This window comes from Streptomyces sp. NEAU-174, from assembly GCF_052665095.1.
In genome coordinates this window covers 664,831-680,436 of record NZ_JBQTCE010000001.1, presented here as the reverse complement: position 1 = coordinate 680,436, position 15,606 = coordinate 664,831, and the positions used below count along the sequence as shown (strand labels likewise).

Genomic DNA, 15,606 nt, shown 5'->3' with positions numbered 1-15,606 from the left:
GTTGAGGGCGGGGGCCGCCGGTCCCTCCACGACTGCGACCCTCGCCCAGCCTTCGGGGGCTACGCGCCAGGCGTCGCCGTCCGGGCTCGCGCAGCCGTCGCGGAAGATCCCATGTTCGCCATGGACGCGCGGAAGAAGCTCGTGATGATCATCCGGAATCCCGTGTGGCCCGTCTGGTTCGCGTGACGCAGACACCACACCTCCGGCTGCTTGGCCTCTTCAGTCGCCCCGGATGAGTCGTCGCACGTCGTGCATTCGGCCTCCAAGATCGGCGGACTCCCGGTGACGTCTGCGCTCAGGGTCCACAGGGTCCAATCGCCCTGCCGTATTACGGAGTCTCCGGCGGTCGTCACGACTGTCCCTCTCTACACTCTCCATCGGGCAGTGAGATCCGTTCGTCGGCAGGAAGTGCGAAGACGGCCCAGACCGCCTTGCCCACCGCTGGCCGTGGGGTGACGCCCCACTGATCGGCGAGCGTTTCCACCAGGACCAGCCCTCGGCCGTGTGCCGATTCGGGGGTCGGAGTCCTCAGCTTTGGCAGCTGGTCGGCCGCGTCGTGAACCTCGACCCGCACCTTGTCGCCCTGGTGCAGGTAGCGCGTCTCGATCTGGCGTCCCGGCACCCGTGCATGACGCACGGCGTTCGTTATCAATTCGGACAGCACCAACAGCGCGACCTCTTCGACCGCGATCGACCCCCAACCAGCCAGAACGTTTCGCAAGTCGGCTCGGGCCAGGGCGACACAACGGGGGTGGCGGGTCCAACGCCTCACCACCACGCGTCCATCCGGGCCTGTCAGCTCTGGCTTCATGGCCATAAGCGTGCAGGTGAGACGCCATCATCGGGACAGGCAACGGGGTACCCCGTGCGGTGAAATGGGGTACCTCAATACTCGGCGCTGTCTACGTTGGACGTGACGCACGTCCCTACACCTCGTGAGCAGCCGATGAGTGAACGTGAAGCCAGGCGCAGCGGATACCCCCTCACCATCCCGGACCGGTTGCTCCACAGCGAGGACATGAAACGGGCCTGCAAGCGACGGGACTTCGGGGAGATCTTCCGTCTCGTCAACCGACGAGCCCCAGCGAGCTACGCGGCGATGGCCGCCGCTGTCGGGAAGATGACCAGCGCGCGTGTCGGCGACGTGATCCGGGGTGATCGGGGTATCCGCGGCGTCGCCGTTATGGAACGCATCGCTGATGGACTGGGCATTCCTGGCCACATGCTCGACCTGCCCGAGCGGCCGTGGGAGGGTACCCCGTCGCCGGCCGCCGCTGCCCAGGACCAGGCTTACGCTTCCAGTAGCCCAGACGGCCCGAACGAACCCCTGTCCTTACCCGTAACGGGGCCGATTCCTGGTCTGCCGATCGTGCACGTAGACCCCTCGAATTCGGCGGACGCAGATGCGCTACCCGAAATCTTTCTGGTTTCGGTGTACGTCGATGGAAGAGAGCAGATCGTGCCGATAAATCGCCGCAGCCCTTCTCGGGCACGCAATTGGTGCCGCCCTGCAAGGAAGTGCACCCCTCCGTGCCGTCAACGCTTCCGCTGAGATCGTGCGTCCCAAGCCCGCCAGACCACACCGACTCCCCGCCGGACGAGGCGAAGCAGCCATCGAGCACTTCCGCGACATGTGGCACACCCTGGTCAGGGCCGACAACCTCTTCGGCCCGCGTCACGCCCTCGCGGGAGTCCATCAGCAGCTCGACATGTTGCAAGGTCTTCTGGAGGACAGCCGGGGCGAGCACCGCCAGGAGCTGCTGAAGCTCTCGGCCCAGTACGCCGAGTCCGCAGCATGGCTGCACGAAGACTCCATGGACGTCTCCAGCGCGGAGACATGGACGAGTCGGGCCATGGAATGGGCCATGGAGGCCGGAGACGAAGCCATGCTCTCGTGGACCCTGTTCCGTCGCAGCCAGCTTGCGGCGGGGAAGAAGAACGCAGGCCAGGCCATCGGACTCGCCCAGGCCGTGCAGCGCCACGAACGAGCGCTCTCCCGGCCGATGAAGGCGGCTGCCATCCAGCAGGAGGCGCAGGGACTTGCGCTCGACGGGGACGAGATCGCCTGTCATCGGAAGCTGGACGAGGCCCACGAGTTCGCCGCCCTCGCCGAATCCTCCGGTGACGCCCGATCCGGGCACGGAGATTTCTGCACGCCCAGCTATATCGAAATCCAGCGCGCGAATTGCTGGCTCAACCTGTCCCGGCCCGACCGGGCAGTCTCCACCTTCCAAACCGCACTGGCGGAGCTCCCGGACGTCTATCAGCGTGACCGGAGCTTTGCCCAGGCGCGGCTCGCCATGGCCTACGTCGGAATCCAGGAGTACGAGCAGGCCGCCGCCGAGGCCGCAGCCGTTCTCGACATGGCCCGCGGCTCCGGTTCCGGCCGCACTCTGCAAGAGGCAGTGACGGCGGTCAACGCTCTCGCAGCGGCGAGTAATGTTCCCGCTGTGCGGGAGCTACTCGACGCAGTCAAGGAGAATGCGGGGTTCTGATGGCCACGCCGAACGAACTGACGGCCATGCGGCGAGCAATCGCCATCTCTGCCCAGGGACTCGGAACCACGAGCCCCAACCCGCCCGTCGGGTGCGTGATCCTCGACCGCGACGGCATACCGGTCGGCGAGGGCTACCACCTCCGCAAGGGCGACCACCACGCCGAGGTGAACGCGCTCACCGCAGCGGGGGAGCGGGCCGAGGGCGGGACGGCGGTCGTGACCCTGGAGCCCTGCAACCACCACGGCCGGACCCCACCGTGCCGCCAGGCACTTATCGACGCGAAGGTGTCCCGCGTCCTGATGGCCGTCATGGACCCCACCTCGCGCGGAGAGGGCGGCGCGGTGGTGCTGGAACAGGCTGGCATCGAGGTGGAGCGTGGCGTCCTGGAGCAGGAAGCGCTGCTTGTCCTCGGACCGTGGCTACACTCGCTGTGCACGGGAAGGCCGTACATCACGTGGGCGTACACCGTTGGTGCCGACGGGGACGACGGCGCCCAGGCTGTGAAGGAGCTCCGACGCACACACGATCTTGTGATTCGACGGAACGGGGCGATTGAGGAAGGTGTGCCAGGCGGCCACGGTAAAGATTCCTTCCGCGTACCGCTTTCCCCGCTTGGCGACGAGCCCAGAAAAGCGCTGCATGGTTTGAACGAGTCGGGGGCGCGAACGGTGCTGATCGAAGGCAGCTCCAATGAAGCGGCGCGATTGCTTGCTGACGCTGTGGAACGCGTGATCATTGATGGCCCAGGCACTCCGCCGTCCTCAGCGCCCATAGCAGCGAGTGCGTTGCTTCCGGATGGATTCCGGCTGGTGAACGCTGGGTGTTTCGATCTGCGGACGCGTCTAGTAGCCAGGCGAGATTATTAGTCGCTGTCCAGGCAACTTCTAAAGAGCGTCTCGAACACCGCGGTCTGACACCTTGTGCTCCGCCTACCGCGGCGAATGCTGCCCCCGAAGGCCTCCTGAACGGAGAAACTCGACGTCGCGAGTTTTACGTTGGAGAGGCTGGCGTCAGGCGTCCGTGCCGACACGTTCGAAGGCCAGTGTGGGCAGGTCGACCGCGTGCGCGCCGCCGTCGGCGACCAGTACCGCGCCGGTGATGTACGACGATTCCGGCGAGCCGAGGAACCGAACGATGGAGGCGATCTCGTCCGGTTCGGCCGGGCGTCGGAGCGGGACCTCGGCGGTGGCCCGGCGGTAGCCCTCGTCGCGCCCTCCGGCAAACCCTGCCGCCTCGGCGAACTGTTCCATTGCGCCGTCGGCCATCGGGGTGCGGACCCAACCGGGGCAGACCGCGTTCGCGCGGACACCGTGGGGCCCGTAGTCCCGGGCGATCGACCGGGTGAGGCCGATCAGCGCATGTTTCGCGACGGTGTACCCCGCAAAGTTGGGGCCCGCGAACAGACCGGCCAACGAGGACACGATCACCGCTTGTCCCCCGGCTTCCACCAGCGAGGGCAGCGAGGCCCGGCAGAACACGAACGCGCTCGAGAGGTTCGAACGCAACGCCAGCTCCCACTCCTCGTCGTCGGTGTCGGTCACCGACGACAGCCCGTGCCCGCCGGCGTTCGCGACCACGACGTCCAGCCGCCCGAACCGGCCGACGATCTCCGCGACCGCGTTCTCCGCGTCCGAGGTCACGCTGGCATCACACGCGATGACGTGCGCGCCGGTTTCCTCCGCCACCTTCTCCAGCGGTTCACGCCGGCGTCCGAGGACCACCACCTTCGCGCCCTCGGCCGCGTAGCGGCGGGCCACCGCCGCGCCAATGCCCGTACCGCCGCCGGTGACCGCGACGACCCTGATCTCTGTACTCACCCGGAGTCCTTTCCCTTGTCCTGAGCTGACTGCGTCCGTGCTGGAGCCACGTCGCGGAGTTGCGGTCATGCGGCCAGGTCCAGCCAGCCCCGTCGTCGTACTCGCATCTCGCGCTCCTTCGTCTCGGTGGTTGCGGCGAAATTTAGCGTACGACCGTACGTTAAATCAATAGCGAACGAACGTACGCTATCCTCGTCCCATGTCACTCCGACGCTCAGCGACCGAAGCGCAGGCCACCAGGGGCCGGATCCTCGGCCGCGCCGCCGAGATCGCCTCCGAGGAGGGGCTGGACGGCATCACCATCGGCCGGCTCGCCGAGGAGCTGGAGATGAGCAAATCCCGGGGCCGGTACTGGCAGGCTCGCGTGATCAACCGTCGCGTGTTCGGTAGGTGTTCGGGTGGGCTGGTGACCGAGTGTGGTCACCGGGGGCGTCGCTCTTCCAGAGGGCTCCGGCCTGGCTGGCGATGAGCTCGGCGTGGACCTCGTGGTAGCCGAACATCCGGGCAACGACCGGCGCGGGGTCTTCGAGCAGAAGCTGGCGGATCGCCGCGGTCCGGCCGTTCACTCCGGAGATGCCGATCCGGCGTAGCCGTTGCTGGAAGGTGACCGGGTTCATCAGCCTGCACGTCACCGCGATGCCCGACGTGCACCAGGCACTGCTCACCGCGGCGGCCGCGCTCAACACCGACGGAGCATCCTCAGCGGAGCGTAAGCTGATGGGCTTGCCGATTCGCACCGCCGGATGCCCTACTCCCCGACAACTCCGTCGATCGCTTCACGCAGCAGGTCAGCATGGCCGTTGTGACGTGCATACTCTTCGATCATGTGCGTAAGGACATAGCGCAGCGAGATGGTCTCGCCACGGAACTCCACAGTGTCGTCGAGAGACTCGAAGCCGTCCATAACCGCGCGAGATCTCTGGCACGCCTCCTGCCAGAGCGTGAACGCCTCGCCCACATCGGCATCGTCTACGAGGAATTCGCCGTAGACGCCGTCGACATCGGGCCATCGGGGCGTGATCTGTTCGTCCTTCAGCACTTTACGGAACCAGATGGTCTCGACTACAGCCGCATGCCGGACGAGGCCGAGGAGCGTCAGGCCCGAGGTCGGAACCGCACTCCCCTTCAGTAACTCATCGGTCAAGCCCCGGCACTTTATGGCTAACGTGGCGCGCTGATAGTCGAGGAACGAACTCAAAGACATACGTTCGTCGGCCACCTTGGATGGGTGTACGCGTAGGTCATCACTCACCGAGAGATCATCGCAAAGACCGGTCCGTCAGGACACCGTCAGCCCAGAAGCAGTACGTCAGCCCTTCAACACCTGAGCGCCTGGCACCGACGTGGGGGAACCCATACGGGACAGCTATCAGGCGGACCGTAAGGTGCGAGCTTGAGTCTTTGACGGCAACGTTGACGGCAACGACGGCACATGACGCCTCCCAGGGGCCCAGCACGATCACCAGGCCGGGCCATCGCTGAGGCCCGCACCAGCACCCTGCCCGAACCTACGGATCAAGAGGTTGCAGGTTCGAATCCTGCCGAGCGCGCATCGGCTTAGAGGCCCCTTCCGATCAACGGAAGGGGCCTCTGGTGTATGCGATTGGATGCCCCGGTTCAACCGGGCTTGGCTTCGGTCGTTACGAAGGCGGCCGGCAGGGCGTGCGGGGGCCGCGTCCTACATGCCGGTTGGCGTTTCCCGGGGGGTGGTTCGGTCGGCCGTGCCGCCGCCGCCAGTGCTTACTCCGCCGTGCGGGGGCCGCGGGGTGTGGCCGTCGGGCTTGAACTTTCCGTCTCGCAGCTCGAAGCTTTGGGGCGGTGAGCAGCCGATGGCCGGGGTGATCAGCAGGCTTGTGGTGACGGGGGCGGGGTTGGTGCTCGCCGTTGAGAACTCGCAGATCGCGCCCTTTCCGGTGACCGGGAACCAGAAGAAGCTGTCCACCGCACCGACCCGTACCTCGTCCGACAGCTCGAGCCGGCCGTGCTGCCGGACGAATGCCTTCAGGCGGACGGTGGCCTTCAGCGGGTCGACGGTGGATCGGATCGCGGTCAGGGTGAACTTGACGTTCTGGTCCGCGTCCAGGACAGAGGACGCGATCTGCCTGGTCTCGGCCGCCCGCCCGTCGCTCGGCCGCCCGCCGTGGGCTTCGGCTTCGGTGGTTTCGGCAGGGGTGGCCAGCATGGCGACGGTCGCCGCGGCGGTTACCAGCACCGAGCTGCCGCGCACGAGCGCGCTCGCTTGTATCGGCATGTTTCCTCCCTGGTGCTCATGCGTGTTATTCGCGCATGAATGCCACTTTTTCCTTTCCACCTGGCAACAGGAAAAGCACCTGAATCACCCGTTCGCGCGCGGCGTCACCCGGTCGGACCGGACAACCGCTCCATCGGTCGCCGGCCGCCTATGGTGGGGCGTGGTCGGCCCTACTGCGGTGCCTGGAAGCCGCCGATCTTCTGCTCGAGCAGTTCGGCCAGCCGCAGCGGGGTGCGGTCTTCGAGTGCCGGGCCGATGAGCTGGACTCCCACCGGTAGGCCCTCGGGGGATCGGGTCGCCGGTATGGCGGTGGCGGGTAGGCCGGGCATGGTGGCCACACCGGCCCAGACGAGTTGGTCGAGGTACGGGTAGTCGGTGCCGTCGATGTCGATTCGGCGTGCCATCAGATCGGGGTTGTGGTCGTGGGGGAACGCGGGGGTGGGGGTGATGGGGCACACCACGGCGTCGAACTCGGCGAAGAGTTGCCGCCAGCCGTGGCGGTGGAGTTCGCGGCGGTTGTCGGCCTCGATCCAGTCGCGGTGGCTGAACGCCATGCCGCGCAGCCGTGCCGCGTCGAGGCTCTGGTCGTCCGCGTCCAGTCCGGCGGCTTGGGCCCGCAGCCGCTCGTAGGCTTCGAGGGGGAAACTTCCGCTGAAGCCCGAGAACAGCAAGTGCGTGTAGAGGACCGCGGCTTCGGTCGGGTCGGGCAGCAGCGGGCTGTGCCGTTCGACGCGGGCGCCGCCGTCGACGAGCGCGTCGGCCACCCGGTGCACGCCCGCCCGCACGGCGGACCCGGTCGGGATGAGCGGATGGTCGTCGAGGACCAGGACCCGGAAGTCGCGGAGTCGCTCGTGGCGGGCGGGCGGCAGGGTCACCTCGTGCGCCACACCGAGCGTCAGCGGGTCAGGTCCGGCCATGACGTCGAGCAGGAGCGTCAGGTCGCGGGCGGTGCGCGCCATCGGGCCGACGACGGCGAGGTCGAGTGCGGCCGGCAAGGCCGGTGCGGTCGGCGGGACCATACCGCGGTTCGCCACCAGCCCGAGTGTCGGCTTGTGTGCGTAGACACCGCAGAAATGCGCGGGGGTGCGCAAGGAACCGGCGATGTCGGAGCCGATGGACAGCGCGCCGAACCCGGACGCCAGGGCCGCCGCCGATCCGCCGGAGGAGCCGCCCGCCGTACGACCGTGATCCCACGGGTTATTGGTGGTTCCGTAGATCTCGTTGAAGCTCTGTATATCTTGCAGCCCCATGGGCACGTTGGTCTTACCGAGCACCACCGCGCCCGCGGCCCTGAGCCGCGACACCTGCACCGCGTCCTCGGCCGGTAGGTAGTTCCGGTGTGGTGGCATGCCCCAGGTCGTGGGCAGCCCAGCGACGTTGTAGGACTCCTTGACCGTCACCGGAACGCCGAGCAGCGGCCGGTCCTCACCGCGGGCGCGCGCCTGGTCGGCATCGCGCGCGGCGGCCCGAGCACGGTCGAAGTCCGGCACACAGATCGCGTTGATCGCCTTGTCGTCCCGCTCAATACGGGCGATCGCCTCGTCGGTCAGTTCCGCCGAAGTCACTTCACCGGCACGCAAAGCAGCCGCGAGTTCTTCGGCCGTCAGAAAATTCCACTCCATGAATCCGACCGTATAGGCCTGTGGAGCGAGCCATAAAACGCTGTTTCGCACAATGGGGTGGAGGGCTCAATGCTCATGGTTTTCCGTTCTGGCCGCGGATAATTCGCCCGACCGTCTGCCGTCCTCGGTCGGTCGTCCGGCCATCAACGGGAAGGCGCTGCTGTCCGTGCCGCTGCGCCACTTGGGCGGTCAGCGACTCGCTGCGCCGTGACCCGGTTCGGCGGGAGACCTGGCCTCGGGGCCACCGCATGCGCCGCCGCTGCGACGTATTAGTTGTCCGTTAGCGGAACGCCAACGCGATCTTAGTAGAACGCCAACGCGATCTCCGAAGCTGATTGTCGTCCGGGAGCGAGACGACAGAACACAGCAACGCGAGGTCACGATGAACACCACCACCACCAACCGCTTCCGCGGCCGCGCCGGCCGCCGTATCGCCGCCGCCCTTGTCGCGGCCGCGGCGCTCAGCCTGGGGGCCACGGCCTGCGGGCCGGAGGACTCGGGGGCCGACTCCTCCGGCTCCTCCAGCTCCTCGGCCTCGGCCCAGCCCACCAGCGGCTCCTCCTCGGACACCTCCGGTTCGCAGGGCCAGCACGGCGGTCAGCAGGGCCACAACGGCGGGAAGCAGGGCCAGAACGGCGGCCAGAACGGCGGCAAGGGCGGCGGCAACGGGGGTGGCAACGGTGGCGGCGCCGCCAACGCGGGGAACCACCGTATATACGTCGGCACGCTGAAGTACCTCGCGCCCGGCAAGATGACCATCAAGCCCGAGAGCGGCGGCATGGAGCAGGCCTTCCTGGTCTCCAACGCCACGCGGATCCTCGGCGCGGCCGCGATCTGCTCCGACGACGGCGGCACCGTGTCCATCGGCGACGACGGCTACGGCACCTCCAAGTGCACCGTCGAGCAGCTGGAGAAGGCCGCGAAGACCAACAGCGTGACCGTCCGGGTCACCATGAACCCCAAGTCCGGCGGCGCCGAGACGGTCGAGGAGAAGTACCACCCGTAAGCCACGGAATCCCGCGGTCACGGAACTCCGCGGCCACCGAACTCCGCAGCACGGAACTCCATACTCCCGCGCGCCCGGTGGGCACCCGCCCACCGGGCGCGCGGGCGCGCGTGCCTGCGCGATCACGCACACGTCGTGACGGCCGTCGTACCAGCGGCGGATCCGATCGGCCGGTGCGTACTGCGTTCTCAGTAGTGCGAAGTGTCGGCAGGCGCACGACGACAGGGCGGCCCGCATCCGGAGAGTCTGGGCGGACGGTCGGCACCAGATGCGGACAGTCGGCACCAGATGTGGAGACCTCCTGTCGTGGCTACATTCCTTTACCAAGTGGGCCGCCTGGCCTTCCGGCGACGCTGGTACGTCGCACTGGTCTGGGCGGCCGTCCTGGCCGCCGTCGGGCTGGGCGCGCTCAAGGCTTCGGGGGCGTCCGACGAGGAGTTCTCGATGCCGGGCATCGAGTCCCAGAAAGCGTTCGACCTGATGGAACAGCGCTTCCCCGGAGCCTCCGCCGACGGCGCGACCGCCCGGGTCGTCTTCGTCGCGCCGAGCGGTGAGAAGGTCACCGCCACCGAGAACAGGGAGGCCGTCGAGAAGGCCGTGGCCGACCTGGGCGACGGGGCACAGGTCGCGAGCGCCGTCGACCCGTTCCGGGCGAAGGCCGTCAGTAAGGACGGCACGACGGCGTACGCGACGGTCACCTACAAGGTCGCCGCCAACGACCTCACCGACGTCAGCAAGGACCAGTTGGACCGGGCCATCCACACGGCCCAGGGCTCCGGGCTGACCGTCGAGGCCGGTGGAAGCGCGATGGACGACGGCGCCGGGCCCGGCGGCGCGGCCGAGGTGATCGGTGTCGCGATAGCCGCCGTCGTACTGCTGATCACCTTCGGCTCGCTGGCCGCCGCCGGACTGCCGCTGCTGACCGCCGTCATCGGCGTCGGCGTGAGCATGGCCACCATCCTGACCCTGTCCCAGGCGCTGGGCCTGTCCACGACGACCGGCACCCTGGCGATGATGCTGGGGCTCGCGGTCGGCATCGACTACGCCCTGTTCGTCGTCTCCCGCTACCGGGAGGAGCGCGCCAGGGGCCGGGTGCCGCGGGAGGCGGCCGGTCTGGCGGTCGGCACGGCCGGTTCCGCGGTGGTGTTCGCCGGGCTCACCGTCGTGATCGCGCTGGCCGGACTCGCGGTGGTCGGCATCCCGATGCTCACCAAGATGGGCCTGGCCGCGGCGGGCGCGGTCGTCGTCGGCGTACTGGTCGCGCTGACGCTGGTTCCGGCGTTCCTCGGTTTCTGGCCGAACGCCGTGCTCCGGCGGCGGGCCCGCAGGAGCGGACGGATCGAGGACGAGGGGACCCGGGACAACGGGGGCAGCCGCTGGGCGCGGTTCGTGCTGCGGCGTCCGCTGCCCGTTCTGCTGCTCGGCGTGGTGGGCCTCGGGGCCCTCGCGGTGCCGATGACGGACCTCCAGCTCGGCATGCCCGGGGACGAGGCCAAATCGACCTCCACCACCGAGCGCCGGGCCTACGACGCGCTCGCCGAGGGCTTTGGGCCGGGCTTCAACGGGCCGCTGACCGTCGTCGTGGACGCGAAGGACGCGAAGGACGCGAAGGACGCGAAGGACGCGAAGGGCGGGAAGGGTGCGGAGGGCGCGAAGGATGCGACGGGCGCGAAGGGGGCCACCGGTCCGAAGGGCGCCGCCGATGCGGTCGCGAAGAAGATCGGCGGCACCGAGGGCGTCGTCTCCGTCTCCCCGGCCCGCTTCAACGAGGCCGGTGACACGGCCGTCTTCCAGGTCGTGCCGTCCACGGCGCCGACCGACGAAAGGACCAAGGACCTGGTCACGACCATTCGGGGCGAGCGGCCCGGGGTCGAGTCCGAGACCGGGGCGACGTTCGAGGTCACCGGTACCACCGCGCTGAACATCGACGTCTCCGACAAGGTGCAGTCCGCGCTGATCCCCTACCTGGTCGTCGTGGTGGGCCTCGCGATCGTGCTCCTGCTGGTGGTCTTCCGGTCCCTGTTCGTCCCGCTGAAGGCGGCCCTCGGTTTCCTGCTGTCGGTGCTGGCCTCCCTCGGCGTGGTCGTCCTCGTCTTCCAGCAGGGCCACGGCGCCGGACTCCTGGGCGTGGAGCAGACCGGTCCGATCATGAGCCTGATGCCGATCTTCCTGGTGGGCATCATCTTCGGCCTGGCCATGGACTACGAGGTGTTTCTCGTCTCGCGGATGCGGGAGGCGTACGTCCACGGCGAGGGGCCCGGCCAGGCGATCACGTCCGGCTTCCGGCACAGTGCGCGCGTGGTGGTGGCCGCCGCGCTGATCATGATCGCGGTGTTCGCCGGGTTCGTCGGCGAGAGCGACTCCATGGTCAAGATGATCGGGTTCGGGCTCGCCTCCGCCGTCCTGTTCGACGCCTTCGTCGTACGGATGGCGATCGTGCCTGCCGTGCTCGCCCTGCTCGGCGACCGGGCCTGGTGGCTGCCGAAGTGGCTGGACCGGCTGTTGCCCAAGGTCGATGTGGAGGGCGAGGCGCTCGGCCGCCGGTCGGAATCAGGACCGGAGGCGGGATTGCGGTCGGGACCGGATGCGGGATCGGGGTCCGGGTCGGATGTGGGATCGGGATCGGGTGCGGAACCGGCCGGGGCGACCGGTCGGGAAGTGGCCCGCACCTGATCGACGGCCCGACCCGCCCCCACCGGGGCCGCCCGTGGCGAACGACACGGGCGGCCCCGGCGGCGGTCCGCGCAGGGAACGGGTCGCGGTCGCTCCGGAGTACCGAATCGGTCCCGGCGGCCCACAGAGCCCCGAATCCGTCACAGTGGCTCACAGAGCACCGAATCGGTCACGATGGCCCACAGCACCGAGCGGAGAGCCCAGCCGATGAGCACCAGCCTTGAGCGTTACACGGACCGTTTCGAGCAGTACTCCGACCGCTACCCCCACGTCATCGACGTGGTGCTGGTCCTGTCGCTGATGGGCTGTGCGGCCCTCGGCAGCAGCCTCACCCTGCCCGGCGTTGAGCCACCCGACGAGGACAGGGCCGCCACCGCCCTCATGGGCGTGTCCTGCCTCGCCCTGCTGAAGTACCGCAGCCATCCGCGCACCGCGGTCGTCGTGACCGCGGTCTGCACCGTGATCGCGATCTCGCTCGGGTACCTGCTGACCCCCCTGCTGCTGGGACCCGTCATGGCGGCGCTCTACTGGCTGGCCACGCTCACCGACCGCAAGACCACACGCGTCTTCGGTGTCGCCGTCATGGCGGCGGTGATGGTCGCGTCAGCGGTCTCCGACTCCATGGACAGCCTGTCCCTGGTGCTCCGGACGATCGGCCCCTTCTTCTGGCTGCTGCTGCCGCTCGCCGCCGGCAACATGACCCGGCTGCGGCGCGCCTATCTGGCATCGGTGCAGGCCCGCGCCGAACACGCCGAGCGCACCCGGGAGGAGGAGGCACGGCTGCGCGTCACCGAGGAACGCATGCGGATCGCCCGCGAGCTGCACGACGTCGTGGCCCACCACATGGCCCTGGCCAACGCGCAGGCCGGTACGGCCGCCCACCTCGCGCTCACCAATCCGCAGCAGACGAAGAAGATCCTCACCGATCTGACCGGCACCACGTCCTCCGCGCTGCGCGAGCTGAAGGCCACGCTGGGGCTGCTGCGCCACAACGACGACCCGGCTTCGGCGTCGCTGGAGCCGTCCCCCGGTCTGGCCCGACTGCCCGAACTGGTCTCGGCGTGCGCGTCCGCGGGGCTCGCCGTCACTGTCAGCACGACAGGTGAGGTCCGGCCGCTCTCCCCCGGGGTGGACCTGACCGCGTTCCGGATCGTGCAGGAGTCGCTCACCAATGTCTCCAAGCACGCCGCCGTGGACTCCGCACAGGTACGTCTGGCCTACTCCGGATCTCGCCTGCTGATCACGGTCAGCAACGACGGCCCGGAGACCACCGGCACCAACGGGACTACCGGCACCACCGGCACCACCGGCACTACCGATGCCGCCAAGGCCGTGCCGGGCCGGGGCTTCGGCGTCATGGGCATGCGTGAACGCGCCCGCACCATCGGCGGCGAACTCTGCGCGGGACCGCGCCCGGAGGGCGGCTTCGAGGTCACCACCGCGCTGCCGCTCCAGCCCTCAGCCCCCACGGCTCCCTCGGTATCCGAAGCGGCCGTAGGCGCCACAGACGCTCCAGCGCGAGGAGAAGAGTCATGACCATCAAGGTGTTGCTCGCCGACGACCAGACCCTGCTGCGGGCCACCTTCCGGATCCTGATCGACTCCTGCGAGGACATGACGGTGGTCGGCGAGGCGTCGGACGGCGCGGAGGCGCTGGAGCTGACCCGCGCCCACCACCCCGACATCGTCCTCATGGACATCCGGATGCCGGGCACGGACGGTCTCGCCGCCACCTCCGCGATCTGCGCCGCCCCGGAGTTGGCCGCCACCCGCGTCCTCATCCTGACGACGTTCGAGACCGAGGACTACGTCGCCCAGGCGCTGCGCGCCGGTGCCAGCGGCTTCCTGGGCAAGGACGTCACCGCCGACACCCTGCTGGCCGGTCTGCGCACGGTGGCCTCCGGCGAGGCGCTGCTGTCACCCGCCGCGACCCGCACCCTCATCACGAACTTCCTCATGTCCCCCGCCCCCGACGCCCACCTCGCGCCCCCAGAACGCCTGTCGGAGCTCACCGGCCGCGAGCGCGAGGTGATGGGCCTGGCCGCCGAGGGCAAGTCCAACACCGAGATCGCCGAGGTCCTCACGCTCAGCCCGCTGACCGTGCGCACCCACATCCACCGCGCGATGACGAAGCTGGGCGCCCGCGACCGCGCCCAACTGGTGGTCATCGCCTACCAGACGGGCCTGGTACGGGCGACTCCGCCCGCACCGTGACCGCGACCGTGGACGCCGACCGGCGGCGTCACGGCGGGAGCTCACTTCTCGATCGGCGGGCAGTAGCCGGTGTCGTTGCCGATGGAGTTGATCTCGGCGTTGGACCTGTGGTCGCCCGCGTAGTTGATCTGGTTCGTGCACCTCATGCCGGGCTTCCTGGGGGTGCCCTTGGGGGTTTCGCCCTTCTCGATCGGCGGGCAGTAGCCGGTGTCGTTGCCGATGGAGTTGATCTCGGCGTTGGACCTGTGGTCGCCCGCGTAGTTGATCTGGTTCGTGCACCTCATGCCAGGCTTCCTGGGGGTGCCCTTGGCGGTGTCCTTGGCCTGGTCCTGGCTCTGGTCCTGGCCTTGGTCCTGGTCGTTCGCCGTGGGTGCGGAGGACTGCGGGGCGCTCGCGGAGGCGGAGGGTGAGGACGAGGAGTCGGTCTCACCGTCCTGGCATGCGGTGAGCCCGAGCGCGGCCACGGCGATGATCATGGCGGCGGCGGCCTTGCGGGCGTGGCGGTTGTGGCGGAGGGCGGTGCGGTGCGACATGGTCTTCCCCGTTTTCGTGACGTGGTGTCCCGCGACGTGATGTCTCGCGACGTGGTGGTTCGGGCTCGTGAGAACAAGGCTGTCGGTCACCGCTGTTGATCCATCGCCGTACGGCTAACGCTCCGCTAATGCCCGGGGCGGGCCCTCGGAAGGGGCCGCTGAGCTCAGTTAGGTTAGGCAAACCTAAACTCCTGCTCTATGCTGCGTGCCATGAGCTGGTGGCAGCTGGTCGGGGTGAGCCTTGTCTGTGCTCTTGTGCTGGTGGTGCTGTTCGCCACGGTGATCGTCGGCGGGCTGCTGGTGGCCAGGGACGCGCTGGTCGACGACTATCCGCCGGCGATCCAGGAGCGCTATGGCGCGCAAAGCGCGCGGGGGAAGCGGGCGGCCGGGGTCATGGGGGCGTTGAACGCGGTGGTGTTCATCGCCGTGCCGGTCGTCGGTCTGATGGATCTGCGCGGCCGGGCCGATGGCGGGCTCGGCTTCTGGCGCGCGTTCGTCTTCGGGGCCCTCGTCTGGCTCGCGCTCGTCGTCTTCGATCTGGTGGTTCTGGACTGGTGGCTGTTCTGCACGGTCCAGCCCCGGTTCATGGTGCTGCCCGGGACGGAGGGGATGGCCGAGTACCGGGACTACGGCTTCCACTGGCGGGTGCTCGTTCCCCGGCCCGTTCCCTGGCCGCTGTTGACGGTCCTCGGGTACGGGGCGGTCGTCGGTTCTGTCTCGGCCCTGGTCGAGGCGGTTTTCTGAGAGGTGGTTCTCTGAGTGGTCGGCCGGGGCGGCGGTATGGATTTCCCTTAGCGGCGAGAACGACGTAGAGTCATGTTCACCGACGCGGGGTGGAGCAGCTCGGTAGCTCGCTGGGCTCATAACCCAGAGGTCGCAGGTTCAAATCCTGTCCCCGCTACTCAGGTATCGAGGGCCCGGCACTTCTTCAGTGCCGGGCCCTCGGTCGTTTCTCCAGTGCCGGGCCCTCGGTCGTTCGGTCGCGCCGAGGGC

15 protein-coding genes, 1 tRNA gene and 1 pseudogene are annotated in these 15,606 nt (G+C 68.6%); 9 read left to right on the top strand and 8 right to left on the bottom strand.

Translation table 11 applies throughout. The annotated features are described in order from the left end of the window. Window positions 1-59: 59 nt before the first annotated feature. Together ACT2CW_RS02865 and ACT2CW_RS02860 are read right to left on the bottom strand one after the other, a co-directional pair. The gene (locus ACT2CW_RS02865) at window positions 60-353 is read right to left on the bottom strand and encodes a DUF7848 domain-containing protein (RefSeq protein ID WP_445515372.1); all 294 of its coding nucleotides are present in this window, start codon (window positions 351-353) and stop codon (window positions 60-62) included. Continuing rightward, window positions 350-811: an ATP-binding protein gene (locus tag ACT2CW_RS02860; RefSeq protein ID WP_445515371.1), complete on the bottom strand. Its 462-nt coding sequence runs from the start codon at window positions 809-811 to the stop codon at window positions 350-352. The genes ACT2CW_RS02865 and ACT2CW_RS02860 overlap by 4 nt, the downstream gene beginning before the upstream one ends. 745 nt (window positions 812-1,556) lie before the next feature. Here ACT2CW_RS02860 and ACT2CW_RS02855 point away from each other — a divergent pair. Together ACT2CW_RS02855 and ribD are read left to right on the top strand one after the other, a co-directional pair. Further along, entirely contained in the window at window positions 1,557-2,495 is a 939-nt protein-coding gene (locus ACT2CW_RS02855) for a hypothetical protein (RefSeq protein WP_445515370.1), read from the top strand. Beyond that, window positions 2,495-3,364: a bifunctional diaminohydroxyphosphoribosylaminopyrimidine deaminase/5-amino-6-(5-phosphoribosylamino)uracil reductase RibD gene (gene ribD / locus ACT2CW_RS02850; RefSeq protein WP_182471994.1), complete on the top strand. Its 870-nt coding sequence runs from the start codon at window positions 2,495-2,497 to the stop codon at window positions 3,362-3,364. Before ACT2CW_RS02855 ends, ribD begins: the two co-directional genes overlap by 1 nt. Before the next feature lie 144 nt (window positions 3,365-3,508). Here the strand turns inward: ribD and ACT2CW_RS02845 are convergent, their stop codons facing one another. After that, the gene (locus ACT2CW_RS02845; protein WP_414084857.1) at window positions 3,509-4,315 is read right to left on the bottom strand and encodes an SDR family NAD(P)-dependent oxidoreductase; all 807 of its coding nucleotides are present in this window, start codon (window positions 4,313-4,315) and stop codon (window positions 3,509-3,511) included. A 199-nt stretch (window positions 4,316-4,514) separates the two neighbouring features. Between ACT2CW_RS02845 and ACT2CW_RS02840 the strand changes: the two are divergent. Beyond that, window positions 4,515-4,655 (top strand): annotated as a pseudogene (locus ACT2CW_RS02840) (TetR/AcrR family transcriptional regulator); the annotation flags it as partial. Window positions 4,656-4,683: 28 nt separating this feature from the next. Here the strand turns inward: ACT2CW_RS02840 and ACT2CW_RS02835 are convergent. From ACT2CW_RS02835 to ACT2CW_RS02820, 4 genes are all read right to left on the bottom strand, one after another. Beyond that, window positions 4,684-5,052: a hypothetical protein gene (locus ACT2CW_RS02835; RefSeq protein ID WP_414084867.1), complete on the bottom strand. Its 369-nt coding sequence runs from the start codon at window positions 5,050-5,052 to the stop codon at window positions 4,684-4,686. Between the two features lie 11 nt (window positions 5,053-5,063). Continuing rightward, on the bottom strand, window positions 5,064-5,534 hold the full coding sequence (locus tag ACT2CW_RS02830; protein WP_445515369.1) for a DinB family protein: 471 nt from the start codon (window positions 5,532-5,534) through the stop codon (window positions 5,064-5,066). A gap of 459 nt (window positions 5,535-5,993) precedes the next feature. Continuing rightward, the gene (locus ACT2CW_RS02825) at window positions 5,994-6,566 is read right to left on the bottom strand and encodes a hypothetical protein (protein WP_445515368.1); all 573 of its coding nucleotides are present in this window, start codon (window positions 6,564-6,566) and stop codon (window positions 5,994-5,996) included. A gap of 170 nt (window positions 6,567-6,736) precedes the next feature. Further along, a complete protein-coding gene (locus tag ACT2CW_RS02820; RefSeq protein WP_445515367.1) occupies window positions 6,737-8,188 on the bottom strand; it encodes an amidase in 1,452 nt (483 codons plus the stop codon). Window positions 8,189-8,570: 382 nt separating this feature from the next. Between ACT2CW_RS02820 and ACT2CW_RS02815 the strand changes: the two genes are divergently transcribed. The 4 genes from ACT2CW_RS02815 (at window position 8,571) to ACT2CW_RS02800 (ending at window position 14,080) form a co-directional block, all read left to right on the top strand. After that, the gene (locus ACT2CW_RS02815; protein ID WP_445515366.1) at window positions 8,571-9,194 is read left to right on the top strand and encodes a hypothetical protein; all 624 of its coding nucleotides are present in this window, start codon (window positions 8,571-8,573) and stop codon (window positions 9,192-9,194) included. Between the two features lie 306 nt (window positions 9,195-9,500). Continuing rightward, complete coding sequence (locus ACT2CW_RS02810) at window positions 9,501-11,867, top strand: MMPL family transporter (RefSeq protein ID WP_445515365.1); 2,367 nt, start codon at window positions 9,501-9,503, stop codon at window positions 11,865-11,867. 207 nt (window positions 11,868-12,074) lie between these two features. Next, the gene (locus ACT2CW_RS02805; protein ID WP_445515364.1) at window positions 12,075-13,403 is read left to right on the top strand and encodes a sensor histidine kinase; all 1,329 of its coding nucleotides are present in this window, start codon (window positions 12,075-12,077) and stop codon (window positions 13,401-13,403) included. Further along, entirely contained in the window at window positions 13,400-14,080 is a 681-nt protein-coding gene (locus ACT2CW_RS02800; RefSeq protein ID WP_445515363.1) for a response regulator transcription factor, read from the top strand. Before ACT2CW_RS02805 ends, ACT2CW_RS02800 begins: the two co-directional genes overlap by 4 nt. Window positions 14,081-14,121: 41 nt before the next feature. Here the strand turns inward: ACT2CW_RS02800 and ACT2CW_RS02795 are convergent, their stop codons facing one another. Then, the gene (locus tag ACT2CW_RS02795; protein ID WP_445515362.1) at window positions 14,122-14,613 is read right to left on the bottom strand and encodes a hypothetical protein; all 492 of its coding nucleotides are present in this window, start codon (window positions 14,611-14,613) and stop codon (window positions 14,122-14,124) included. A 210-nt stretch (window positions 14,614-14,823) separates the two neighbouring features. Here ACT2CW_RS02795 and ACT2CW_RS02790 point away from each other — a divergent pair, with 210 nt between their 5' ends. Together ACT2CW_RS02790 and ACT2CW_RS02785 are read left to right on the top strand one after the other, a co-directional pair. Continuing rightward, entirely contained in the window at window positions 14,824-15,357 is a 534-nt protein-coding gene (locus ACT2CW_RS02790; RefSeq protein ID WP_445515361.1) for a hypothetical protein, read from the top strand. Between the two features lie 83 nt (window positions 15,358-15,440). Further along, window positions 15,441-15,514 (top strand) — tRNA-Met (locus ACT2CW_RS02785). Window positions 15,515-15,606 lie beyond the last annotated feature (92 nt).